This is a genomic window from Streptomyces sp. NPDC051133 (assembly GCF_040682635.1).
GTDB lineage: Bacteria > Actinomycetota > Actinomycetes > Streptomycetales > Streptomycetaceae > Streptomyces.
This window is the reverse complement of sequence record NZ_JBFBBK010000002.1, coordinates 357,547-379,603: the sequence shown is the minus strand read 5'-3', so window position 1 is coordinate 379,603 and position 22,057 is coordinate 357,547. Positions and strand designations below refer to the sequence as shown.

General features: G+C 72.0%; 23 protein-coding genes and 1 pseudogene. 12 read left to right on the top strand and 12 right to left on the bottom strand.

Going from position 1 to position 22,057, the window contains the following annotated elements:
* Together AB0N17_RS04345 and modA are read right to left on the bottom strand one after the other, a co-directional pair.
* Window positions 1–93: pseudogene (locus AB0N17_RS04345) on the bottom strand (plasmid mobilization relaxosome protein MobC); the annotation flags it as partial.
* A gap of 43 nt (window positions 94–136) precedes the next feature.
* Window positions 137–958: a molybdate ABC transporter substrate-binding protein gene (modA, locus tag AB0N17_RS04340; RefSeq protein WP_366009569.1), complete on the bottom strand. Its 822-nt coding sequence runs from the start codon at window positions 956–958 to the stop codon at window positions 137–139.
* Window positions 959–1,164: 206 nt separating this feature from the next.
* On the opposite strand from modA, the gene AB0N17_RS04335 reads away from it, so the two are divergent.
* A complete protein-coding gene (locus AB0N17_RS04335) occupies window positions 1,165–1,683 on the top strand; it encodes a molybdopterin-dependent oxidoreductase (protein ID WP_366009568.1) in 519 nt (172 codons plus the stop codon).
* Window positions 1,684–1,797: 114 nt separating this feature from the next.
* On the opposite strand, the gene AB0N17_RS04330 is transcribed toward AB0N17_RS04335, so the two are convergent.
* From AB0N17_RS04330 to AB0N17_RS04315, 4 genes are all read right to left on the bottom strand, one after another.
* Window positions 1,798–2,193, bottom strand: a complete 396-nt coding sequence (locus AB0N17_RS04330) for a helix-turn-helix transcriptional regulator (RefSeq protein WP_366009567.1) — start codon at window positions 2,191–2,193, stop codon at window positions 1,798–1,800.
* A gap of 105 nt (window positions 2,194–2,298) precedes the next feature.
* On the bottom strand, window positions 2,299–4,257 hold the full coding sequence (locus AB0N17_RS04325; protein WP_366009565.1) for an amino acid transporter: 1,959 nt from the start codon (window positions 4,255–4,257) through the stop codon (window positions 2,299–2,301).
* A 315-nt stretch (window positions 4,258–4,572) separates the two neighbouring features.
* A complete protein-coding gene (locus AB0N17_RS04320; RefSeq protein WP_366009564.1) occupies window positions 4,573–5,130 on the bottom strand; it encodes a hypothetical protein in 558 nt (185 codons plus the stop codon).
* 164 nt (window positions 5,131–5,294) lie between these two features.
* Window positions 5,295–5,825: a universal stress protein gene (locus AB0N17_RS04315; protein WP_366009563.1), complete on the bottom strand. Its 531-nt coding sequence runs from the start codon at window positions 5,823–5,825 to the stop codon at window positions 5,295–5,297.
* A gap of 376 nt (window positions 5,826–6,201) precedes the next feature.
* Between AB0N17_RS04315 and AB0N17_RS04310 the strand changes: the two genes are divergently transcribed.
* The 3 genes from AB0N17_RS04310 to AB0N17_RS04300 are packed head-to-tail and all read left to right on the top strand — an operon-like array spanning window position 6,202 to window position 9,348.
* On the top strand, window positions 6,202–7,497 hold the full coding sequence (locus tag AB0N17_RS04310; protein WP_366009561.1) for an extracellular solute-binding protein: 1,296 nt from the start codon (window positions 6,202–6,204) through the stop codon (window positions 7,495–7,497).
* Window positions 7,498–7,504: 7 nt separating this feature from the next.
* Window positions 7,505–8,521: a sugar ABC transporter permease gene (locus AB0N17_RS04305; RefSeq protein ID WP_366009560.1), complete on the top strand. Its 1,017-nt coding sequence runs from the start codon at window positions 7,505–7,507 to the stop codon at window positions 8,519–8,521.
* On the top strand, window positions 8,518–9,348 hold the full coding sequence (locus AB0N17_RS04300; RefSeq protein WP_366009559.1) for a carbohydrate ABC transporter permease: 831 nt from the start codon (window positions 8,518–8,520) through the stop codon (window positions 9,346–9,348). Before AB0N17_RS04305 ends, AB0N17_RS04300 begins: the two co-directional genes overlap by 4 nt.
* Before the next feature lie 134 nt (window positions 9,349–9,482).
* Here AB0N17_RS04300 and AB0N17_RS04295 read toward each other — a convergent pair whose 3' ends face one another.
* Window positions 9,483–9,689: a DUF5999 family protein gene (locus AB0N17_RS04295; RefSeq protein ID WP_073895228.1), complete on the bottom strand. Its 207-nt coding sequence runs from the start codon at window positions 9,687–9,689 to the stop codon at window positions 9,483–9,485.
* A gap of 247 nt (window positions 9,690–9,936) precedes the next feature.
* Window positions 9,937–10,536: a hypothetical protein gene (locus AB0N17_RS04290; RefSeq protein WP_366009558.1), complete on the bottom strand. Its 600-nt coding sequence runs from the start codon at window positions 10,534–10,536 to the stop codon at window positions 9,937–9,939.
* A gap of 566 nt (window positions 10,537–11,102) precedes the next feature.
* Here AB0N17_RS04290 and AB0N17_RS04285 point away from each other — a divergent pair.
* On the top strand, window positions 11,103–12,620 hold the full coding sequence (locus tag AB0N17_RS04285; RefSeq protein ID WP_366009557.1) for a glutamate--cysteine ligase: 1,518 nt from the start codon (window positions 11,103–11,105) through the stop codon (window positions 12,618–12,620).
* Window positions 12,621–12,962: 342 nt separating this feature from the next.
* Window positions 12,963–13,763 carry a type II CAAX endopeptidase family protein gene (locus AB0N17_RS04280; RefSeq protein WP_366009580.1) on the top strand — a complete coding sequence of 267 codons (801 nt, stop codon included), beginning with the start codon at window positions 12,963–12,965 and terminating at the stop codon, window positions 13,761–13,763.
* Between the two features lie 15 nt (window positions 13,764–13,778).
* Here AB0N17_RS04280 and AB0N17_RS04275 read toward each other — a convergent pair whose 3' ends face one another.
* Together AB0N17_RS04275 and AB0N17_RS04270 are read right to left on the bottom strand one after the other, a co-directional pair.
* On the bottom strand, window positions 13,779–14,591 hold the full coding sequence (locus tag AB0N17_RS04275) for a PhzF family phenazine biosynthesis protein (RefSeq protein ID WP_366009556.1): 813 nt from the start codon (window positions 14,589–14,591) through the stop codon (window positions 13,779–13,781).
* 75 nt (window positions 14,592–14,666) lie between these two features.
* Window positions 14,667–15,083 (bottom strand): hypothetical protein, encoded by a 417-nt coding sequence (locus AB0N17_RS04270; RefSeq protein WP_366009555.1) that lies wholly within the window; start codon window positions 15,081–15,083, stop codon window positions 14,667–14,669.
* Between the two features lie 92 nt (window positions 15,084–15,175).
* Between AB0N17_RS04270 and AB0N17_RS04265 the strand changes: the two genes are divergently transcribed.
* Together AB0N17_RS04265 and AB0N17_RS04260 are read left to right on the top strand one after the other, a co-directional pair.
* Window positions 15,176–15,541: a MerR family DNA-binding transcriptional regulator gene (locus tag AB0N17_RS04265; RefSeq protein WP_366009554.1), complete on the top strand. Its 366-nt coding sequence runs from the start codon at window positions 15,176–15,178 to the stop codon at window positions 15,539–15,541.
* Window positions 15,542–15,665: 124 nt separating this feature from the next.
* Entirely contained in the window at window positions 15,666–16,292 is a 627-nt protein-coding gene (locus AB0N17_RS04260; RefSeq protein ID WP_366009553.1) for a PadR family transcriptional regulator, read from the top strand.
* Between the two features lie 64 nt (window positions 16,293–16,356).
* Here the strand turns inward: AB0N17_RS04260 and AB0N17_RS04255 are convergent, their stop codons facing one another.
* On the bottom strand, window positions 16,357–16,785 hold the full coding sequence (locus AB0N17_RS04255) for an SRPBCC family protein (RefSeq protein WP_366009552.1): 429 nt from the start codon (window positions 16,783–16,785) through the stop codon (window positions 16,357–16,359).
* 236 nt (window positions 16,786–17,021) lie between these two features.
* Between AB0N17_RS04255 and AB0N17_RS04250 the strand changes: the two genes are divergently transcribed.
* From AB0N17_RS04250 to AB0N17_RS04240, 3 genes are all read left to right on the top strand, one after another.
* Window positions 17,022–17,636: a Clp protease N-terminal domain-containing protein gene (locus tag AB0N17_RS04250; protein ID WP_366009551.1), complete on the top strand. Its 615-nt coding sequence runs from the start codon at window positions 17,022–17,024 to the stop codon at window positions 17,634–17,636.
* 46 nt (window positions 17,637–17,682) lie between these two features.
* Window positions 17,683–18,687, top strand: a complete 1,005-nt coding sequence (locus tag AB0N17_RS04245) for an EamA family transporter (RefSeq protein ID WP_366009550.1) — start codon at window positions 17,683–17,685, stop codon at window positions 18,685–18,687.
* Between the two features lie 193 nt (window positions 18,688–18,880).
* The gene (locus AB0N17_RS04240; RefSeq protein WP_366009549.1) at window positions 18,881–19,825 is read left to right on the top strand and encodes an EamA family transporter; all 945 of its coding nucleotides are present in this window, start codon (window positions 18,881–18,883) and stop codon (window positions 19,823–19,825) included.
* A 70-nt stretch (window positions 19,826–19,895) separates the two neighbouring features.
* Here the strand turns inward: AB0N17_RS04240 and AB0N17_RS04235 are convergent, their stop codons facing one another.
* Window positions 19,896–20,579, bottom strand: coding sequence for a pyridoxamine 5'-phosphate oxidase family protein (locus AB0N17_RS04235; RefSeq protein ID WP_366009548.1), 684 nt, complete (start codon window positions 20,577–20,579; stop codon window positions 19,896–19,898).
* Window positions 20,580–20,648: 69 nt separating this feature from the next.
* Here AB0N17_RS04235 and AB0N17_RS04230 point away from each other — a divergent pair, with 69 nt between their 5' ends.
* A complete protein-coding gene (locus AB0N17_RS04230) occupies window positions 20,649–21,980 on the top strand; it encodes an aminotransferase class I/II-fold pyridoxal phosphate-dependent enzyme (RefSeq protein ID WP_366009547.1) in 1,332 nt (443 codons plus the stop codon).
* The last annotated feature ends 77 nt before the right edge of the window (window positions 21,981–22,057 follow it).

Sequence of the window (22,057 nt, the reverse complement as noted above, 5' to 3'; positions counted from 1 at the left end):
GGCCTTCTCCTCGACGCTGTAGCGGGCATCGACCCGTTTCTTGCGCTGGCCGTTCGGGTCGGGCTTGCGACGTCGGGCCACGCGCTGCAGGGCCCCGTGCGGGGGCCGGCCGCGGCGCCGGGCTTGTCGAGCGAGGTCACGGCTTGAGGAACCCGGCCCGGCTCAGCACCTTCTGGCCGTCGGCGGACTGCACGAGGGCGATGAACGCCTTGGCGGTCTCGGCGTTCGGCGCGTTCTTCAGCAGGACGATCGGGTAGTCGTTGATCGCCTGGGCGGACTCGGGGAACTCCACGCCCTCCACCTTGCCGCCCGCGGACTTCACGTCGGTCTTGTAGACGACCGCGGCGTCCGCCTCCTTCAGCTCCACCTTGGTCAGGGCGCTCTTGACGTCCTGTTCGTAGGAGGCCGGGGTGAGCTTGAGCTCACTGGCGTCCAGGGCCTTCTGCGCGGCGGCGCCGCACGGCACGGTCTTGTCGCACAGCACGACCTTCAGGCCCGGCTTGGTCAGGTCCTTCAGGGAGGACACCTTGTCCGGGTTGCCCGGCAGGGTGGCGATCTCCAGCTGGTTGCGCACGAAGGTGGCCGGGGTGCCGACGGCGTCCTTCTTGCCGGTCACGATCGCCATGGTCTTGGGGCTGGCGGCGGCGAAGACGTCCGCCGGGGCACCGCCGGTGATGCTCGCGGCGAGGGTGTCGCTGCCGCCGAAGTTGAAGGTGACCTTCGTGCCCGGGTGCTGCTGCTCGAACTCCTTGCCCAGGGTCGTGAAGCTCTCCTTCAGGGAGGCGGCGGCGAACACGGTGACCGTGCCGGACAGCTTCGGGGAGGCGGCCGTGGACGTGCCGGACTTGGGCGACGAGTCGCCGTCGGAGGAGGAGCAGGCGCTGAGTGCCATCAGGGCGGCGGCTCCCGCACCGGCCAGCTGCAGCATCCGCCGGGTCCGGCGCACGGAACGGGTCATCACGGATCTACTCCTCTAGTTCTGTGGAACGACGGTCGCGCCCTGTCGCGGCCGGAGGAACCGGCCGTGCGGCGATGATACTGCCGCATCTGCCAGGTGTAAGTCTCCTGTCACATCGCATGAGCTGCGAACTTGTGACTTGTAGCTTGCATGTGCGTTTGCACGGGAGCCGTCGGCGGGTACGGTGCAGCGGGAGGTGGTCGACGGTGACACTCGCGGAAATCGTCCTGACCGGCGATCTGGTACGACCCGGCAGGCTGACGGTGCCGGATCTGCTCCGCTGGCCACAGCACCAGGTGGACGTCAGTTTCGAGTGCGCGACGAGCGGCGTGCAGCACCACCGGTTCGCCGGCCCGCGGCTGTACGACGTCCTCGCCGACGCCGGTCCCGGCTTCGACCCGGCCCGGCGCAAGGACCGGCTGCGCTTCCTCATCGCGGTCACCGGCACCGACGGCCACCACACGCTGTTGTCCTGGGCCGAGATCGACCCGGATTTCGCGGACGCGCCCGTGCTGCTCGGCGTGAGCATCGACGGCACCCCGCTGGATGGGGCCGGGCCTCAGCTGGTGCTCCCGCAGGACCGGTGCGGGGCCCGGCACATCAGCGGGATCACGGCGATCCGGGTGGACGGGGAGTACCGCTTCGGGCCGGCCGGCCGGCACCCGGACGGCACCCTGCGCGCCCCGGCGCCGGCCTCGTCCCGTCGCGCGCCGGCGGCTTCCTGAACCGCCGCGGCCGGCCGGATCAGATGCGGCCGACCGGATCGGACGCGGCGGACCGGTTCGGATGCGTTCGACGGGTTCAGACGCGGCGGACCGGTTCGGATGCGTTCGACGGGTTCAGACGCGGTCGATGTGCACGTTGGTGGACTTCACGCGCGCGGTGGCCTCCATGCCGACCTCCAGGCCGAGTTCCTCGACGGCCTCCCGGGTCAGCAGGGACACCAGCCGGTGCGGGCCCGCCTGGATCTCCACCTGGGCGGCGACGTCGCCGAGCTTGATCGCCGTGACGATGCCGGGGAAGGCGTTGCGGACGGAGGTGTAGGAGGCGTCCTCCTCCGCGCCACCGCCCTTGGCCAGTTCGACCGAGAACGCGGCGAGGTCGCGGCCGTCGATGAGGCGCCGCCCGGCCTCGTCGCGATGGGTGGCCACCCGGCCGGCGTCGGCCCAGCGCCGGGCGGTGTCGGGGCTCACGCCGAGCAGCCGCGCGGCCTGGCCGATCGTGTAGGACTGCATGCCGGTCACGATAGGGCCAAGAGCCGGCGGCCTGCGCATCGGGCCGTTTCCTCGGCCCGTGTCCTTGAGTCCCGTGTCCTCGGCCGGTGTTCTCAGCCGGTGTTCTCAGCCGGTGTGGACCTTCGGCCTGCGCTTGCGGTCCGGTTCCGCCTCGCGCAGCACCTCGCGGGTGACCGGGGCGACCTCGCCCTGGCCGAAGAGGAAGAAGCGCAGGAAGTTGGCGAACGGGTTGCCCTCGGTCCACTCGAAGTAGATGTGCGGCGTGCAGCCGGTGAGGTCGCGGACGTGGAGGAGGAGTGCGGCCAGGGCGTTCGGGATGGAGGCGGACTCCAGGGTGAGCACCCGGTAGCGGCCGTGCAGGACCTCGCCGCGCACGGTCAGGCTCGCCTCGAACTCGGACGGGTCGGTGACCGTGACCTCGGCGAAGACGAAGTCCTCCTGTTCGGGCATGTCGTTGTCGGCGCGGATCTGCTCGATCTTGTCGCGGTACTCGGCCTTGTCACGGTGGCCGGGTTCGTTGGCGATGATCCGCGTCTTGCGGGTGGCCATGTCCCGGAGGAACCGCTCCGCCATGGGGTCGAACGTCACACTGGTCACGCGCAGTTCGAAGGCGCGGGCGAGGCGGGACAGCAGCGAGACGAGGATGATGCCCGCGATGAAGCAGGCACCGATCTTGACGCCGTCGGGGCGCTCGATGACGTTGACGACGGTGGTGTAGAGGAACACCGCGGAGATCACGCCGAAGCCGATGGTCCACTTGCGCTGCCCGGCCTTGCGCGAGGCGATGGTCACCGCGATCGCGGCGGAGCTGATGAGCACCAGCACGCCGGTGGCGTAGGCGCCGCCCTGCTTGTCGACGTTGGCGTCGAAGATCCAGGTGACGAGGAAGGCGATGAGTGTGAAGACGATGACCATCGGGCGGACGGCGCGGGCCCAGTGCGGGGCCATGCCGTAGCGGGGCAGGTAGCGCGGCATCAGGTTGAGCAGGCCGGCCATGGCGGAGGCGCCGGCGAACCACAGGATGGCGATGGTGGAGATGTCGTAGACGGTGCCGAAGGCGCCGCCGAGGTATTCGTGGGCGAGGTAGGCGAGGGCGCGGCCGTTGGCCTGGCCGCCGGGCTTGAACTCGTTCTCCGGGATGAGCAGTGTGGTGATGAAGCTGGAGGTGATCAGGAAGGCGCTCATGATGAGCGCCGCCGTGGTGAGCAGCTTCTTGGTGTCCCGGATCCGGCCGGTCGGCTTCTCCTCGGTGTCGCCGGGGTCGCCCTCGACGTGCGGCATGACGGCGACGCCGGTCTCGAAGCCGGACAGGCCGAGTGCGAGCTTGGGGAAGACGAGCAGTGCCAGGCCGATCATGACGAAGACGTTGCCGTGCTGGGCGGTCAGGGCGCTGGACCAGTCGGTGATGACGTGTTCCGCGGTCAGCACGTGATAGAGGCCGACGATCACGACGACGACGTTCAGTGCGAGGTAGATGCCGACCAGTGCGGTCGCGACGCCGATGGCCTCCAGGAAGCCTTTGAGGAACACGGCGCCGAGCAGTGCCACCAGGAAGAGTGTGATCACCATCTGGTGGCCGTGCAGGGCGCTGGTGAGGTGCGGGTTCTCCACCAGGTGGGTGGAGGCGTCGGCGGCGGAGAGGGTGATGGTGATCAGGAAGTCGGTGGCGGCGAAGCCGAGCAGGGTGAGCACGAACAGTTTGCCCTGCCAGAAGGACAGCAGCCGCTCCAGCATGGCGATGGATCCCTCGCCGTGCGGGCTTTCGTCGGCGACCCGGCGGTAGACCGGCAGTGCGCCGGCCAGGGTGACGATGACGAGGACGATGGTCGCGATCGGCCCCAGCAGTCCGGCGGCGAGCGCGGCGATACCGGGCTGGTAGCCGAGGGTGGAGAAGTAGTCGACGCCCGTCAGGCACATCACCCGCCACCAGCGCTGGCCCTTGTGCGGGGGCTCCGGCTGGGCATGGGGGCCCGTGTGGCCACCGTGCTTGCCCATGTCGGACAGACCCTCCAGCATCCAGGCGCGCAGGCGGCTGGTACTGGGAGGGTGTTCGGTCGTGGCCATCGGCGTGCTCCTGATGTGGGGCTCAGCTCTTTCCGGCCATCACGCGGACGGCGGCACCAGCGTATGCAGAGCGTGACGCTCGGGCCTATGGATCTGGGCTCAGGGGGCGTCAATCTTGCGTTAAGAATGACCCGCGGAGAGAGGGGCCGCATCAAGAAGGAGAGGCAGGCGGCAAGAAGGGGGAGGCAGGCGGCGGTTGCCTGGAGCAAGGACAACCGGCCGGAGCGTCGGGCGGCTGCCCGAGTAACCGGCCACTGAGAGTCATGTTCGACGGACCGGGGCGGCGTCTTCGGTGTGCCGGGACGGGACCGCGTGTCAGTCCAGGCCCGACGCGCGGAACACCTCCAGTGCCGTCTCGCGGTCGAGGCGGGCGGACAGGTCGTGCAGCGCCGTCGTCCCGACCCGCAGGATCCCGGCCGTCTCGGACGCCCGGGCACCCTCGGCCAGCCGGTACCAGAGGCCGGGGTTGCGGAGCAGTACGCCGGGGTCGACCTCCACCCGGTTGCCCAGGGCGTCGCGCAGGACCAGGCGCTGCGCCACACCGGCCGGTGGCCGCACCGCGACCAGCAGATCGGTGCGGACCCGGCGGGCGGCCCACAGACGGCGGGTGGCCAGCCAGCCCGTGCCCGCCGACACACGGACCGGGAACAGGACGAGGAACAGCAGGACGGCCAGCAGGAACCAGAGGGCGCCGCGCCCCGGGGAGAGGGAGCCGGCCGCCCCGTCGAGGAGGAGCAGCAGCCCGAGCAGCGCCCCGGCGCAGCGTGCCGAGGTACGGACGTCATGGGCCCAGTCGCGATCGTGCGCCACGACGTCCGGGCCGGCGGGCCGGGCGCCCGACACCCGGGCGTATGTGTCGTCGCGGTACTCCATACGTCCGACGGTAGGCGGCCACGGCCCCGGCGGGCGCCGGAGGGCGAAGACCTTGATGGCGTCCTGACGGAGCGGGGACCGTTCCTGACCCGCCTGACCCGCCTGACCCGCCTGACCCGCCTGACCCGACGGCAGCGGTGGGCGCCGAAGGGCGCCGGGGGCGCTCACAGTCCGCGGGTGTCCATCCGCCGGTGCCAGGTGTTGCGCCGGTGGACGGTGAGCAGTTCGGACTCCAGCGGGGACGGCGGCACCGCCAGGACCGGGCAGACGGCGTGGGCCAGACAGTGCCGGGAGACCCGGCCGGAGAAGGCGCGCTGCAGGCCGCGCCGTCCCGCGCCCACGACCAGGACGTCGTCCTCCCGGTTCGCGGTCGCCACCAGCGCCGGACCGGGTGCGCCCCGGACGATCACGGGGCGCATCGGCACTCCGGGGCCCTCCGGGTCGAAGATCTCCTCCAGCACGGACGCCAGTCGCTGCCGGGCGAGCCGCTGCCACTCCCCGACCAGCAGTCCGGCGGCGGGGGAGCACCGCGCGGCGGGATCCCCGCCCGGCGGTTCCCAGGCCAGCACCGGCCACAGCTCGGCCCTGAGGTGCCGGGCCAGCGCGGCGGCCCGGCGCAGGGCCGTGACGCTGCCCAGGGAACCGTTCACACCGACCACCACCCGGGCGGTCGCCGAGGCGTCGTAACCGGACATGGCTCCACCGTCCCTCACGGCTGCCCGCGGGCCCTGCGCGCGCGGCCCGCTCGTGGGGCTTCCTCTCCCATCCCACTCCCGCGCGGTCGATTCGACCAGCCGGCGGCCCCGGTTTTCGGGAAAACCGGGGGCACGGGACATGTCCGCGGCGGTCCGGGACCGGCCGGGCCCGGGAGTGGCCTCAGCGGGATTCGCTGCCGAATTCGAAAGTTTCGACCACCCTGAGTTCGGCCATGCGCCCGCGTCCTCCTGCGCGACACCTTGACGCTCCCCATGCGCCTTCCTAGAGTCGCCGTTCGGAACGTTCGGGATTTTCTTCGAATGTTTCGGAACCACCTCTCCGAAGCAACTCCGAAATCCTTCGAAGGAGCGCACGATGGGCGACCCTGCACTGTCCCGCCGCGGCTTCCTGGCGGCCTCGGCGGCCGCCGGGCTCGGTGTGACCGCACTCAGCGGCTGCGGCGGCGACTCGGACGGAGGGTCGTCCTCGGGGACGACCACGATCGAATGGTGGAACATCTCGACCACGGAGCCCACCAGGACCGTGTGGGCGGCCCTCGCCAAGAAGTTCGAGGCCCAGAACCCCAAGGTGAGAATAAAGATCGTCCAACTGGAGAACGACGCCTACAAGTCGAAGATGACCGCGCTGACCGCCTCGGGGAAGCTGCCGGACGTCTTCCACACCTGGGGCGGCGGCGTCCTGCGGCAACAGGTCGACGCCGGCATGGTCGAGGACCTCACCGACCGCACCAAGCCCTGGGCGGACGGACTGCTGCCCGTGTCCAAGCAGCCGTACCTCCTCGACGACAAGCTGTACGGCATCCCGTTCGACATCGGCATGGTCGGCTTCTGGTACAACAAGGCGCTCTTCGGAAAGGCCGGGATCAGCGCGCCCCCGACCACCTGGAGCGGCTTCCTGGACGCCGTGGGAAAGCTCAAGTCGGCCGGGGTCACCCCGCTCGCCCTGGCCGGCAAGGAGAGCTGGACCGCCATGTACTACTGGGCGTACCTCGCGATGCGCACCGCCGGCGTCGACGCCCTGCGGAAGGCCGACGAGAAGAAGGACTTCACCGGTGCCGGCTTCGTCCAGGCCGGACAGCACCTGAAGGAGCTGGTCGACCTGACGCCCTTCCAGAAGGGCTTTCTCGGCGCCGCCTACTCCTCCCCGACCGGGCAGGCCGCGACCGTCGGCAACGGCAAGGCGGCCATGGAACTCATGGGCCAGTGGGCGCCCGTCGTGGAGGCGGACGCGGGCAAGGGGCTCGGCGCGGACCTCGGCTTCTTCCCGTTCCCCGAGGTGGAGGGCGGCGCGGGCAAGCTCACCGAGGTGTTCGGCGGAGGCGGCGGGCACGCCCTGCGCAGGGGCGCACCACAGGCGGCCGTCGACTTCCTGAAGTTCTTCGCCTCCGAGACCACCGACCGGGACCTGGTGAAGAAGACCGGCGTCCTGCCGGTCGTACCGGCGGCCGAGAGCGCCCTGAGCGACGCGAACATCAAGGCGGTACAGGCCCGGTTGAAGGGCGCCACCGGCTTCCAGCTCTACCTCGACCAGGCCTACGCCCCCGCCCTCGGGCAGCAGGTCAACGACAGCGTGGCCGGACTGATCGCCGGCTCCAAGTCCCCGCAGGCGGTCGCGGACGCGATCACCAAGACGGCGAAGGAAGAGCAGTAGGCCCGCGATGACCTCAACCTTCCTCCCGGACCAGCAGGGCGGACAGGGCGAGCGGAGCGGACCCGGCGCCGTGCTGCCGGCCCCGGTGGCAGGCGCGGACCGGCAGCGCTCGCGCCGGCGCACCCTGCACTGGCTCACCGCCGTCGGCTTCCAGCTGCCCGCCCTGGTCCTGTTCGGCGCGCTGGTCCTGCTGCCGATCCTGTTCGCGCTCTACGCGTCCTTCTTCCGCTGGGGCGGCTTCGGGATGCCGTCCGACTACACCGGGACCGGCAACTTCAGCCGCCTCCTGCAGGATCCGGTGTTCCTCGGCGACCTGTGGCGCTGCCTGCTGCTGGTCGTGCTGTCGCTGGCGCTGCAGCTGCCGTTCGCGCTCGCCATGGCCGTGCTGCTGAACCAGAAGGTACGCGGGCGGGCGGTGTACCGGATGCTGTTCTTCGCGCCGTACGTGCTGTCGGAGGCCATCACCGGCGTGTTGTTCAGCATGCTCTTCGCCCCCGGCGACGGCCTCGCCGACCACGTCCTCGGCGCCGTGGGCCTGGGCGGGCTCGGCGGCGACTGGTTCTCCGGCACCTCCACCGTGATGGCCACGCTCTTCCTGGTCATGACCTGGAAGTACTTCGGCTTCCACATGATGCTCTACCTGGCCGGACTGCAGGCGATACCGGCCGAGTTGACCGAGGCCGCGATCGTCGACGGGGCGAACCCCTGGCAGCGGTTCCGGCACGTCACGCTGCCGCTGCTCGCGCCCACCCTGCGGATCAGCGTCTTCCTCTGCGTCATCGGGTCGATCCAGCTGTTCGACCTGGTGTGGGTGGTGACCGCCGGCGGCCCCGACCACCACTCGGAGACGATGGCCGTGACCATGTTCCTGTACGGCTTCAAGCGTTACCAGGTCGGCTACGCCAGCGCGATCAGCGTGGTCATGTTCGCCGTCAGCCTCGTCTTCGCCCTCGCCTACCAGCGGTTCGTCCTGCGCCGCGACCTCGAAGGGGCCACCACGACCATGAGGGGAGCCGGAGCATGAGTGTCCGCCGCGGGGGCCGTACGCTCCCCCTGCACGTCGTCCTGGTGGTGGTCGGCGCCGTGATGGCCGTACCGCTGCTGTACGCGCTGCTCTCCGGGTTCAAGTCCACGGACCAGCTCTCCCGCAACCCGGTCGGGCTGCCCCACCCCTGGGTGTTCTCCAACTACGGCGACATCCTGGAATCGGGCTCTTTCTGGCGGCTGGTCGGCAACAGCACGCTGATCGCGGCCGGTACGACGGTGATCGTCGTCGTGGTCTCCGCCCTCGCCGCGTTCTCGTTCGCGCGGTTCGCCTTCCGGGGCCGGGAGGTGCTGTTCACGCTGTTCACGATGGGGCTGATGTTCCCCTTCGCGGTGGCGGCCCTGCCGCTGTTCCTGCTGCTGCGCTCGATGGGCCTGCTCGACAACCCGCTGGGAGTGATCCTGCCGCAGGCCGCGTTCGGGCCGCCGATGACGATCATCGTGCTGCGCGGTTTCTTCCGGCAGATCCCGGGCGAGCTGGAGGAGGCGGCCACGCTCGACGGCTGCGGGCCGCTCGGCTTCTTCTGGCGGGTGCTGCTGCCGATGGCCCGGCCCGCGCTCGGCACGGTCTCGGTGCTCGCCGTCGTCACCAGCTGGAACAACTTCTTCCTGCCGCTGCTGGTCTTCACCGACTCCACCTGGTGGACGATCCCGATCGGTGTGCAGCAGTTCCAGGGCCAGTACTCCTCCGACACCGCACGCGTCTTCGCCTACCTGGTCCTCGCCATGGTCCCCGCCCTGGCCTTCTACTCGGTCGCCGAGCGCCAGCTCGTCGGCGGCCTCACCGCCGGCGCCACCAAGGGCTGAGGTTCCGGTGCGCCGAGGGCCGGCGAGGCGCTGTGCCGCCGGCCGGCTACGGGACGTGACGACCCCCGGACATGCGTCAGGGCCGGTGCACACCGGGTGGGTGTGGCCGGCCCCTTCGTCCGGTCCCGCTCCGCTCAGGCGGCGGTCATCACACGCTCCGCACCGAGCGGACGGTGCGGAGCGATGATGCGGCCGTCGGGCAGCAGCTCACCGGTGTCCTCGAAGAGCAGCACGCCGTTGCACAGCAGGCTCCATCCCTGTTCCGGGTGGTGCGCCACGAGTCGGGCGGACTCCCGGTCGGCGGACTCGGCTGGCGGGCACGGTGGCTGGTGCTGGCACATGGGCGGGATCTCTCGCTCGGTCGTGATCATGTCCGTCCCCCGTGATGATGAGTCGGTCGGAACCCAGTGTTGCCCTCAGGGCGTCATTCCGCAGGGATTTCGCGGCACCGCTTCTCACAGGTTCATGACGCGTCACCCGCGCGGACGGTTCAGTCCAACTGCACTGTCCCTTTGGATGGTTTGCACTGGCCGGATGGGACTAGTCCATGCAGGCGTCGGCCCTCCGTACGGTCGTACCGGTACGCCGTCAGGCGGGTGAGCCGAGCACCGGCGGGCCGAGCAGCGGAAGGGGCGTCGCCCGATGGGTCAGCACCGGAAGCAACTCGGCGACCCGGAACGGGCGGTGCGCCGATATGCCGGGCGGGGCCGGGGCCAGCGGGACCAGCAGATCGGTGGCGGCCGGGTGCCCCTCGGCGCCGTCGGCGGTGTGCTCCCCGTGCAGCCACAGGGTGAGCATGTACAGGCCGGGCACGGACAGCAGGCGCGCCTGGTAGGGCTGTTGCAGCGCCTCGGCCTGCTTGAGTGCGCGCTCGGTGGAGGGGACGTACGGGCCCTCGAAGAAGTGCGAGAAGGCCCAGCCGTCGGGGGTGAGCATGGTCTCCGCCGCGGCCACCGCCCGGTCGCCGCAGCGGATGAGGAAGCGCCAGCCGGCCAGCCGGGTCGCGGACAGGCCCTGCGCGGTGATCCGGTCCAACACATGGACGGGAAGCGGGAGTTCGGGTGTCGCCGGGCCCTGCGCGGCACGCAGGGAGGGAGTGCGCGCCTCGCGGACCGCGGTGGGCGAACCGAGAGCGGTGAGGACGGAACGCAGGGCGGGCGCGGGGGCAGGGGGCACGTGCAGCGGCATGTGGGTCGCCTCTCGTTCGACAGGCGCGGCGGCGCGAGGAGGGTGGGGCGGACGACGCTGTCAGCTCAGGGAAGGCCAAAGAGAATGGGGGCCCGGGTCGTGAACGCGGATGGGTCCGGGCTGCCGTCCGTCACCGTAACTGCCGGAACACGGCGGGAACCAGGGACCGGGGGCGCCAACCTTCTGCCTTGTGGACGCAGTTTATACGACCCGTGTTCGGTAGGAGTTTCATCTATCGGATTCCGGTAAGCCGCGCAAGGGCACATTAAGCCGTCGATTTGCGGCGGTCATCCCGATTCCCGGGCCGCTCCTCGCCGCTGACCTCGCCGTACGCCCCGGTAACGGTCGGCCGAATGTCGTCGGCGTTTTTCACGAGACGTACGGGGCACTCGAAGATGCACGCTGCGGCATGCCCCGTGAATGTGCCGCGGGGAACATTCCGACAGAGTAGCGGGCGCCGGGTCCGCGCGGGACGTTATCGATCGCTTCGGCTGGGCATCATCCCACCTGACCCGGGAGCCCGGCGGCCGGATCGTCGGCCCGCCCATCCGAGGAGGGACACTTCGATGGGGGAGAAGGTCGTGGCAGGGCAGTTCGACCTGTCCGATCGCCAGCGCTACCGCGAAAAGCTCCAGAAGTGCCTGACGGGACTGGAGCGCTTGCTGGTCGAGAAGCGATTCGATCGGCCCAAGAACCTCATGGGCGTGGAGATCGAATTGAATCTCGCCGGCTCCGACGGCATGCCGAAAATGTTGAACGGTCAGGTGCTGGAGCGGATCGCGAGCCGCGATTTCCAAACAGAGCTCGCCATGTTCAACCTGGAGGTCAACATCGCCCCGCACCGATTGGGCGGCAGGGTATTCGACCGGCTCGCCGAGGAACTGCGCACCTCACTGGCGTACGCCGACCGGAAGGCCGGGGAGGTGGACGCGGGCATCGTGATGATCGGCATCCTGCCCACCCTCGACCGGGACGACCTGGTCTCCTCCAACCTTTCCGAGGTGGACCGCTACACCCTGCTCAACGACCAGATCGTGGCCGCGCGCGGGGAGGACTTCCGGCTGGACATCGACGGCGTGGAACACCTGGTCTGTACGTCGAAGTCCATCGTCCCCGAGGCCGCCTGCACCTCGGTGCAGCTGCACCTCCAGGTCACCCCGGCCCGGTTCGCCGACGTGTGGAACGCGGCCCAGGTGGCCACCGCCGCGCAGATCGCCGTCGGCGCCAACTCACCGTTCCTCTTCGGACACGAGCTGTGGCGCGAGTCCAGGCCGCCGCTGTTCCTGCAGTCCACCGACACCCGCCCGCCCGAGCTCCAGGCGCAGGGGGTACGGCCGCGCACCTGGTTCGGCGAGCGGTGGATCTCCTCCGCCCAGGAGCTCTTCGAGGAGAACCTGCGGTACTTCCCGGCCCTGCTGCCGATCTGCGACGACGAGGAGCCGCTCGACGTCATCGAGGCCGGCGGCACCCCCAAGCTCGCCGAGCTGGTCCTGCACAACGGAACGATCTACCGCTGGAACCGGCCGGTGTACGGCGTAGCGGACGGCGTGCCGCACCTGCGGGTGGAGAACCGGGTGCTGCCGGCCGGACCGACCATCACCGACGTGATCGCCAACGCGGCCTTCTACTACGGCGTCGTCCGCGCGCTCGCCGAGGACTCCCGGCCGGTGTGGACCCGGCTGCCCTTCGCCGCGGCCGAAGCCAACTTCGACGCGGCCTGCCGGTACGGCATCGACGCGCGCTTCGTCTGGCCGCGCCGGGGACGCTACGGCGGCACCGGCGAGGTGGACGCGGTGACCCTGATCCGCGACGAGCTGCTGCCGCTGGCCTCCGCGGGGCTGGACGCGTGGGGCGTGGAGGCCGCCGACCGGGACCTCTATCTGGGCGTCATCGAGGAACGCTGCCGACGCCGGGTCAACGGGGCGTCGTGGCAGGCCGCGACGTTCCACAGGGCCCTGGAGCAGGGGATGAGCCGTGACGCCGCCCTGGCCGCGACGACCCGGCGCTATGCAGAGCTGATGCACGTGGGAGAGCCGGTGCACACCTGGCCGGTGGGTCTGCCGGAGCCCGTGCCTCTGGGATGAGGAGGTCACGGGTGCACGGTCCGAGTGCCGAGCAGGTCGCCGGGCCGCGCTGCGGCTGAGCGCCGCCACGGCGGAGACGGCGCTCCGCGTGGCCGGTGTGCTCGGCGTGCCCGGTGTGCTCGGTGTGCGCGGCGTTCGCGGTGCTGTCCGGTGCCATGAGGCGTGCCGGGGCCGGTCGAGTGCCGGCCGCTGCCAGTGCGGCCGCTGCCCTGTGCGGCCGCCGCCCTGTGCCGGTCGCCGCCCTGTGCCGACCGCCGCCCTGTGCGCCGTCTTCTCCTGCCCTTCTGCGATCCTTGCCGGGCAGAGGTGGGCCTTCGGCCCATGAGCCGGCTGGAGGCAGGGGTGCAGGTGGAGGCTGACTCGGTGGCCGAACCGTCCGCGAGGGCACGGGATGCGCGTCGGACACTGCGGGACGAGACGCTGCTCGTCCTCGCGCTCTCGCTCGGGGCGAGCGGAGTCTCCGCGCTGATCAGCTTCATCGGCGCGGTGACCAAACCGGGGGGCCTCAAGGACCAGGCCGCCACCCTCAACGCCTCCGCCGCCCCCGGCCGCCCCTGGCTCGACCTGGCGTGGCAGCTCTTCGACATCGCCTCCGCCCTGGTCCCCGTCGCCCTCGTCGCCCACCTGCTGCTGCGCGAGGGTTCGAGCCTGCGCGCCCTCGGCTTCGACCGCACCCGCCCCTGGCCCGACCTCGGCAAGGGAGCCGGTGTCGCGGCGGTGATCGGCAGCACCGGCATCGCCTTCTACCTGGCCGCCCGCGGCCTCGGCTTCAACCTCACGGTGGTGCCCGAGGCGCTGCCGGACGTGTGGTGGAAGTACCCGGTGCTGATCCTCAGCGCGGTGCAGAACGCGGTCCTCGAAGAGGTCATCGTCGTCGGCTACCTGCTGCGCAGGCTCGACAGGCTGGGGTGGACGCCGGGGACCGCGCTGGTGGCCAGCGCGGTCCTGCGGGGCTCGTACCACCTCTACCAGGGCGTCGGCGGCTTCATCGGCAACATGGTGATGGGCGTGGTGTTCGTGTGGCTGTACCGCCGTTGGGGCCGGGTCGGTCCCCTGGTCGTCGCCCACTCCCTGCTCGACATCGGCGCGTTCGTCGGGTACGCCCTGCTCGCCGGCAAGGTCGGCTGGCTGCCGACGGCCTGACCGGCGGCGGCCGGTTCAGGCCCGCAGCTCGCCGTCGACGACCGTGACCGCGCGGCCGGTGAGCAGCGTGCGCTTGCCGCGCAGTGCGGTGCGGACGAGACCGGTGCGGCGGGAGGCCTGCAGTCCGGTGAGGTCGTCGCGGCCGAGGCGGGCGGACCAGTGCGGGGCGAGCGCGGTGTGGGCGCTGCCGGTGACCGGGTCCTCGTCGATGCCGACGTTCGGGAAGAAGCAGCGCGAGACGAAGTCGTAGCCCTGGGACGGGTCCTCGGCCCGGGCGGTGGCGATGATGCCGCGCGAGGAGTAGGCGCAGAGGGCCCCGTGGTCGGGGGCGAGGCCGAGCACGGTCTTCTCGTCGGCCAGCTCCACCAGCAGGTCGCCGACGTTCGGCCCGGTGTCGAAGGCGGCGGCCGGTACGGCGCCCAGCGCCTCGGCGACCCCCGCGGGCACCTCCACCGGGGTCAGCGGGGCGGTGGGGAAGTCCAGGGTGATGGAGCCGTCCGCGCCGGGCGTGGCGACGAGCACGCCGCTGCGGGACGCGAACCGCACCGGACCGGTGTGGGCGCCGGTGGTGTGCAGCACGTGGGCCGTGGCGAGCGTGGCGTGCCCGCACATCGCGACCTCGGTGACGGGCGTGAACCAGCGCAGCGCCCAGTCCGCATCGCCGCCCTCGGGCAGCCGGTGGGCGAACGCCGTCTCGGCATGGTTGACCTCCATGGCGACGTTCTGCAGCCAGTCGTCGTCCGGGAAGACGTCGTCGAGCAGCAGGACCCCGGCCGGGTTGCCGGCGAACGGGCGGTCGGTGAAGGCGTCCACGATTCGAATGCGCATGACACCGACGCTAGTGGCAGCGCCGGCCCGCCGGCCAAGGCCAATCGGCGAGGTCTGGCACCTTTCCCGGCACGTTCACGGGCCGACCGCCGTGCGTGCCCGCAGCCACGGGGCGAGCTGGGTGACGCAGAAGCCCGCCTCGACCACGAGGAAGGGCCACAGCACCCGGGGTCCACCGTGCGCCAGGGCGTACGCCTGCCACAGCGAGAAGAGCAGGCGCGCGGTGCCGTCGAGCAGCCCGTGCAGGGGCAGCGGCCGTACGATCCGCAAGGCCGACCAGATCACGACGACCGAGCCCATGAGGTTGGCGTAGAGGGTCTGCACCGGGGTGAGCGCGGGCATCGTGCCGAGGCCGGCCGCGGCACCGGCCGCCGACAGGACGTGGTGCACCAGCGCATACGTCCAGGGTGTCGCGAAGCCGGCCGTGACGATCAGGTCGTACCAGCCGCTCGCGCGGACGAGACGCAGGTAGGGCGGGGCTGACGGGTTCATGGACGCTCCTCGGGAGGGCTCGCTCGGGGCGCCGCCCACGCTAAACAGCGGAGTACGCTCCAAGGTCAAGTCGAGCGACCGGCGGGGGAGCCATGCGCATCGGAGAACTGGCCGCGCGGACCGGGCTGTCCAGGGACACGCTGCGCTTCTACGAGAAGATCGGCCTGATCGAGGGCGAGCGCCTGGCCAACGGTTACCGCGACTTCCCGCCGGAGACCGAGATCTGGCTGCACTACGTCCGCACCGCGCAGACGCTCGGCTTCACGCTCGCGGAGATCGCCCGGCACGGTGAGCGGCTGCGGGACGTTCCGGACAGCGCCGAGGTCCTGTCCGCCCTGTTCGAGGAGAAGATCCGGGTCGTCGACGCGCGCATGGCCGAACTGACGGCGCTCCGCGCGGACCTCACTTCCCGCGTGGGTACGGGCTGCCCCCTGCGCGCGGCGAACCGGACCGAGTAGCGGGCACAGGCACCCCTGGTCGGGCAGGGGGTTGTCACGCGAACTGTTCCGATATATCGTTGAGGCATCGCGAACGATACGCGATGCTTACGTGACAGATCGTCGATGGAATGGAGTGATCGCGATGCGTACCCACGGATTCGAGCGTGGACATCGGCACGAGGGCCCCGGCCGGCGGGGCGCGGGCGGCTTCGAGGGCCGGCGGGCCGCCTTCGGGCCGTTCGGGCCGGGCGGTCCCGGCTTCGGCCCGGGCGGACCGGGATTCGGACCCGGCCCCTGGGGGCCGCGAGGAAGGGGCGGTCCGCGAGGGCGGGCGCGGCGCGGTGACGTGCGGGCCTCGATCCTGGCCCTGCTCAAGGACCGGTCCATGCACGGCTACGAGATGATCCAGGAGATCGCCGAGCGCAGCGGCGGCGCGTGGAAGCCGAGCCCCGGCTCGGTCTACCCCACGCTCCAGCTGCTGGAGGACGAGGGCCTGATCGCCAGTGAGAGCGAGGGCGGCAAGAAGCTGTTCTCCCTCACCGAGAGCGGCCGTGCCGCCGCCGAGGAAGGGCCGGACGCGCCCTGGGAGGAGGCCTCGCGCGGGGTCGACTGGGAGGCCCTGCACGAGATCCGCCAGGCCGGCTTCGGTCTGATGGAGGCCTTCGGCCAGGTGTGGAAGACCGGCAGCAAGGAACAGCGCGAGAAGGCGCTGGCCGTCATCAACGACGCCCGCAAGAAGCTGTACCTGATCCTCGCCGACGAGCACTGAGTCTCGTACGACGGCCCCGGCGCCCCGCGGAGCACCTCCGCGGGGCGCCTTCCCCTGTCCGGGCTCAGGCGACCAGGCCGGCCAGCTTGCGCAGCGACTCGTTCAGGGCGGCCGTCGCCGAGTCCTTGAGCTTGCCCGCCATCAGCGAAACCGCGGCGCCGGTGAATTCGCCGTCGATGCGGACGGTGGTGGCGTTCCCGTCGGGGGTGAGCGTGTAGCGGGTGGCGACGGTCACGGCCATCGGGCCCTTGCCCCGGATGCCGAACACCCGGGCCGGCTCCAGCTCCTCGATGGTCCAGTCGACCTCCGCGGGGAAGCCCATCAGCTTCATGTTCTCCTGGAAGGTCCCGCCCACCGCCAGGGTCTGCGGACCGCCCTTGGGGAAGCTGGTGTGGGTGGCGTTCCACTCCGCGTACGACGGCCAGTCGGTGAGCTGGGCCCAGACCTTCTCGGCCGGTGCCTGGATGCGTGCCTCCGCGCTGACTTCGGCCATGCGACCACCCCTTCGGTTCGGCCGTACCGGGCTACGGTGTCGCGGAACGTAGCCGCAGGGGCGCGAACATTCAATACTGATGAACCGTCAGAAATGGTGGGCGGCCGGCGCCGGAGTCGGGGAGGGGTGGCCGGATCTCCTCCGCAAGGATGAGATCCCGGTGGGCGATGTCCACTCTGTGTGGGACGCGAAAATGGTTCCGCCCGTGGATGACTCGGCCCGTTGGGGCTGATGGGGTGGAGGTTGTGCACCCCCGTACAGCCCGCCCGGCCCCTCGTGACGAGACGGCCGCGCACACGGACGACGATGCCGCGCTCGGCGCCGAGCTGGCAGCGGTGCTCGCCGGTGCCCGTCGCAGGGCCGTCCGGGACGGGGACCGGCAGATCGACACCGCCCACCTGCTGCACTCCCTCCTGGAGCACGACCCCGAGGTCCGCGCCGCCGTGGGCGGGCCGCCGCAGCTCGCCCGGCTGTTCGGCTACCTCGTGCAGCGCAGCATCGGCTACGGACTGCGCTGGCAGGCCGGAGTGGAGGACTCCGGCGCGCTCGCCGCCGTACCCGGTCCGGCCGGCCCTGACGTACCCCGCCCGGCCGGTGCCGACGTCTCCCGTCCCGTCGACCGTAACGGCGAGGCCCGGCACGCCGGCTGCTGGTCGCCCGCGGCCGCCGCCGCGATGGCGGGCGCCCGTGGCCGCGCCCGGCGCCGCGGCGATGTCCGCGTCGCCGGCACCGACCTGCTCGCCGCGCTCGTGGCGGACCCGGGTTCCCGTGCCGTCGAGGTCCTGGAGCGGGCGGGCATCCGCACCGGCGACCTGCACACGCGGATCGACCCGGGGATGTCCATCTCCTGAGACAGGTGTCATCGAGGGTGACGCTCCTGTCGTCGCCTGTCATCATGTGCCGGTGCATACGTCTGAGAGCAGTCAGGGCGGTCGTGGCCGGGGCGTGGGGCTCGGTCTCGCGCTCGCCTCGGCACTGGCCTTCGGTGGGTCCGGAGTCGCCGCGAAGCCGTTGATCGAGGCGGGCCTCGACCCGCTGCACGTGGTGTGGCTGCGGGTGACCGGCGCCGCCCTGGTCATGCTGCCGCTCGCCGTGCGGCACCGCGCCCTGCCGCGCCGCCGCCCCGCGCTCCTCGCCGGGTTCGGGCTGCTCGCCGTCGCCGGTGTCCAGGCCTGCTACTTCGCCGCGCTCTCCCGCATCCCGGTCGGCGTGGCGCTGCTCGTCGAGTATCTCGCTCCCGCCCTGGTGCTCGGCTGGGTGCGGTTCGTGCAGCGGCGGCCCGTGACCCGCGCCGCCGCGCTCGGCGTGGTCCTCGCCGCGGGCGGCCTGGCCTGCGTGGTGGAGGTGTGGTCCGGTCTGAGCTTCGACGCCCTGGGCCTGCTGTGCGCGCTCGGCGCCGCCTGCTGCCAGGTCGGCTACTTCGTCCTGTCCGACCAGGGCAGCGACGCCGGCGACACCGCCCCCGACCCGCTCGGCGTGATCGCCTACGGACTGCTCGTCGGCTCCGCCGTGCTGACGCTCGTCGCCCGCCCCTGGAGCATGCACTGGTCGGTGCTGGCCGGCTCCGCGGACATGAACGGCACCGCCGTACCGGCCGTCGCCCTGCTGGCCTGGATCGTACTGATCGCCACGGTCGTCGCGTACGCCACCGGCGTGCTCTCCGTACGACGGCTGTCCCCGCAGGTCGCCGGGGTCGTCGCCTGCCTGGAGGCGGTGATAGCGACCGTGCTGGCCTGGGTGCTGCTCGGCGAGCACCTCTCGGCGCCGCAGGTGGCCGGTGGCGCCGTGGTGCTGGTCGGCGCGTTCATCGCCCAGTCCTCGGCACCCGCCAAGGGAGCCGCCGAGCCGGTGGCCGGCGGTGGCGCGGAACGGGAGTTGTCGGCCCGGGGCACGGCTGCCTAGGATGCCGATCATGCCGTCGAACGCACTCGTCCTTCCGCCTCCGGCCGCCTGAGGCGGGCCTCCGGGACACGTGCCGGGCGCGACCGCGCCCGGCGGGACGGTGCTGCCCGCAGACGAAGTCCGCGCGCCCCGCTGGAGCGGGGTCGCCCTCGAACTTCCGCACCCTCGGGTGCGCTTCTGCGGAGAAATCCCCTTGTCGAACGCTGCTACTGGCCTGCCCGTCGGGCGTGGCCTGCTCTATCTGATCGTCACCGGTGCCGCCTGGGGCACCGCCGGCGCCGCCGCCTCCCTGGTCTACCGGACCGGTGACATGGGCGCCTTCGGCCTCTCCTTCTGGCGCTGCGCGCTGGGACTCGTGCTGCTGCTGGCCGGGCGCGGTCTGCGCCCGAGCGTCCGGCCGGCCGCCGCCGTACCGCTGCGCCGCCGGGCCGGCCGGGCGGTGGCCACCGGCCTCGGCCTCGCCGTGTTCCAGACCGCCTACTTCGCGGCCGTGCAGTCCACCGGGCTCGCCGTGGCCACCGTCGTCACCCTCGGTGCGGGCCCCGTGCTCATCGCGCTCGGGGCCCGGCTGCTGCTCGGGGAGCGCCTCGGAGCCGGCGGGATCCTCGCCGTCGCCGGAGCGGTCGGCGGCCTGGCGGTCCTCACCCTCGGCGGCTCGGCCGCGACGGTCCGGCCGGCGGGCGTGCTCCTCGCCCTGCTGTCGGCGGCCGGCTACGGCGCCATGACCCTGCTCACCCGCCGGTGGGGCCGGGACGGCGGCGCCGACGCCTCCGACACCACCGTGTGGTCCTTCACCGTCACCGCGCTGTGCCTGCTGCCGCTCGCGGTCCACGAGGGGCTGCTCCCGCACACCGCGCACCCGGCCCGGCTGCTGTGGCTCCTGATGTACATCGCCGCCGTGCCCACGGCCCTCGCCTACGCCCTGTACTTCGCGGGAGCTGCCGTCGTACGCTCCGCCACCGTCTCCGTGATCATGCTGCTGGAGCCGGTGACCGCGGCCGTGCTCGCCGTCGCCCTGCTCGGGGAGCGGCTCACGGCGGCCACCGTCGCGGGCACCCTGCTCCTGCTCGGCGCGGTGGCGGGCCTGGCGGTGAGCGAGGCCCGCGGAGCCGGCCGCAGGGCGCCGGCCCCCGTCTGACCGGCCCCCGTCTGACCGGCCTCCGCCTGACCGGCCCCGGTGTGACCTGCCTCCGTGCGACGGCCCGGTTCTACAGCGCCGCCAGGTAGTCCGGCAGCTCGATGCCGGGCGTCAGGCCGGCGTCGGCGACGGGCGCCTCGTAGCCCTTGCGGAGCGGGACGACCCCGGCCCAGTGGGGGAGGGCGAGGTCCTCCGGTTCGTCGTTCACGCCACCGGTGCGGACCTTGGCCGAGACCTCCTCCAGGTCCAGCCGGATCACCGCGGTCGCGGCCAGCTCCTTCTTGTTCGCGGGCCGGGAGTCGGCGGCGCGGCCCGGTACGACGTGGTCCACCAGCGCGTCCAGGGCCAGCCGCCGCTCCTCGGGGTCGGTGACCTCGTGCGCGACCCCGTGCACCACGACCGAGCGGTAGTTGACCGAGTGGTGGAAGGCGGACCGGGCCAGCACCAGCCCGTCGACGTGGGTCACCGTCAGGCAGACCGGCAGCCCCGGGTCGGTCGCGCCGGTCATCCGCAGCGGGCGCGAACCGGTGGACCCGTGGACGTAGAGCCGCTCACCGACCCGGCCGTACAGCGTCGGCAGCACCACCGGGGCGCCGTCACGGACGAAGCCGAGGTGGCAGACGTATCCCTCGTCCAATATCGCGTGCACCAGCTCCCGGTCGTACGACGCCCGGTCCGCGGAGCGGGTGGGCGTGGTGCGGTCGGTGGGGGTGTAGGCGGCGGACTGCGGCCGTTCCCCGGTCGTCACCTGCATGACGGGTCCTTCCCTGACGAGCTGCGAGCTGTGTGGCGATCTTTATTGCACTAGTGCATAATGTTGTTTGTGCTAGGAGAGTATCGGATCGAAGGGCGTGGTGCAGCCGAGATCGCTGCCAGTGTCGAGCGCGCGGTCGGTGCCGGGGAGCTGGCGCCGGGCGAACTTCTGCCACCCATGCGTGAGTTGGCGGCCCGGCTGGGGGTGAATCCGAACACGGTCGCCGCCGCCTATCGCACCCTGCGCGAGCGCGGGGTGATCGAGACCGCCGGCCGGCGGGGGAGCCGGATCCGGCCCCGGCCCGCCACCACCGGCCGCGAGGAGCTCCGCGTGGAGGTCCCCGCCGGCGGCCGTGACCTGTCCACCGGCAACCCCGACCCTGAGCTGCTGCCCCGCCTCGCCCCGGCCCTGGCCGCGGCGGCGGAGGAGGGCGACCGCCGTCCCGTCCTGTACGGCGACGACCCCCTGGACGCCGATCTCGTCCGCATCGCCCGCGCCGAGCTGGACGCCGACGGCGTACCGGCGGGCCCGCTGACCGTCACGTCCGGCTCCCTCGACGCCATCGAGCGCATCCTCCTGGCGCACCTCAAACCGGGTGACGCGGTCGCCGTGGAGGACCCCGGCTGGGGCAGCCTCCTCGACCTGATCCCCGCCCTCGGGCTGCGCACCGTCCCGGTCGGCCTGGACGACGACGGTCCCCGCGTCGACGACCTGCGCCGCGCCCTGGAGTCCGGGGCCCGCGCCCTGATCGTCACCGACCGCGCCCAGAACCCGACCGGCGCCTCGGTCACCGCCACGCGCGCGCGTGCCCTGCGCGCGGTGCTGCGGGACCACCCGCGGACCCTGCTCGTCGAGGACGACCACGGGCACGGCATCGTCGGCCTTCCGCCGCACCCTCTCGCGGGCGTCACCCGGCACTGGGCCTTCGTCCGCTCCGTCGCCAAGGCCTACGGCCCCGACCTGCGCCTGGCCGTCGTCGCCGGTGACGTGGTCACCGTGGACCGGGTGCGGGGGCGCCAGCGCCTGGGCCCCGGCTGGGTGAGCCTGCTGCTGCAGCGGGCCGTGGTCCGGCTGTGGACGCAGGGCGCGGTGGACCGGGAGGCGGTGGCGAAGGCGTACGGAGCGCGGCGGGACGCACTGGTCGACGCGCTGGCGGAGCGCGGAGTCGCGGCACACGGCCGCAGCGGGATGAACGTGTGGGTGCCGGTGCCCGACGAGACCGGCGCGGTGGCCCGTCTCGTGCGGTCGGGCTGGGCGGTCGCCCCGGGAGCCCGGTTCCGTCTCGCGTCGCCACCGGGCATCCGCCTCACGGTCTCGACGCTCACCCCGCAGGACATCGCCCCGCTGGCGGACGCGGTGGCGGCGGCGGTACGCCCGTCTCCGGCGCGGGTGTACGGCTAGGGGGTTTCGTTTGGATCAGGTCGGATCAGGCCGCGGCGTCCGGTGCGGTGCATCGCAAGGCGGAGGATCACCCGCGT

Bases quoted from the DNA above. Each gene is read 5' to 3' on its own strand.
- modA (WP_366009569.1), bottom strand. From the start codon at position 958: ATGACCCGTTCCGTGCGCCGGACCCGGCGGATGCTGCAGCTGGCCGGT.
- AB0N17_RS04330 (WP_366009567.1), bottom strand. From the start codon at position 2,193: ATGCAGTCCTACACGATCGGCCAGGCCGCGCGGCTGCTCGGCGTGAGC.
- AB0N17_RS04325 (WP_366009565.1), bottom strand. From the start codon at position 4,257: ATGGCCACGACCGAACACCCTCCCAGTACCAGCCGCCTGCGCGCCTGG.
- AB0N17_RS04320 (WP_366009564.1), bottom strand. From the start codon at position 5,130: ATGGAGTACCGCGACGACACATACGCCCGGGTGTCGGGCGCCCGGCCC.
- AB0N17_RS04315 (WP_366009563.1), bottom strand. From the start codon at position 5,825: ATGTCCGGTTACGACGCCTCGGCGACCGCCCGGGTGGTGGTCGGTGTG.
- AB0N17_RS04310 (WP_366009561.1), top strand. From the start codon at position 6,202: ATGGGCGACCCTGCACTGTCCCGCCGCGGCTTCCTGGCGGCCTCGGCG.
- AB0N17_RS04305 (WP_366009560.1), top strand. From the start codon at position 7,505: ATGACCTCAACCTTCCTCCCGGACCAGCAGGGCGGACAGGGCGAGCGG.
- AB0N17_RS04300 (WP_366009559.1), top strand. From the start codon at position 8,518: ATGAGTGTCCGCCGCGGGGGCCGTACGCTCCCCCTGCACGTCGTCCTG.
- AB0N17_RS04295 (WP_073895228.1), bottom strand. From the start codon at position 9,689: ATGTGCCAGCACCAGCCACCGTGCCCGCCAGCCGAGTCCGCCGACCGG.
- AB0N17_RS04290 (WP_366009558.1), bottom strand. From the start codon at position 10,536: ATGCCGCTGCACGTGCCCCCTGCCCCCGCGCCCGCCCTGCGTTCCGTC.
- AB0N17_RS04285 (WP_366009557.1), top strand. From the start codon at position 11,103: ATGGGGGAGAAGGTCGTGGCAGGGCAGTTCGACCTGTCCGATCGCCAG.
- AB0N17_RS04275 (WP_366009556.1), bottom strand. From the start codon at position 14,591: ATGCGCATTCGAATCGTGGACGCCTTCACCGACCGCCCGTTCGCCGGC.
- AB0N17_RS04270 (WP_366009555.1), bottom strand. From the start codon at position 15,083: ATGAACCCGTCAGCCCCGCCCTACCTGCGTCTCGTCCGCGCGAGCGGC.
- AB0N17_RS04265 (WP_366009554.1), top strand. From the start codon at position 15,176: ATGCGCATCGGAGAACTGGCCGCGCGGACCGGGCTGTCCAGGGACACG.
- AB0N17_RS04260 (WP_366009553.1), top strand. From the start codon at position 15,666: ATGCGTACCCACGGATTCGAGCGTGGACATCGGCACGAGGGCCCCGGC.
- AB0N17_RS04255 (WP_366009552.1), bottom strand. From the start codon at position 16,785: ATGGCCGAAGTCAGCGCGGAGGCACGCATCCAGGCACCGGCCGAGAAG.
- AB0N17_RS04235 (WP_366009548.1), bottom strand. From the start codon at position 20,579: ATGCAGGTGACGACCGGGGAACGGCCGCAGTCCGCCGCCTACACCCCC.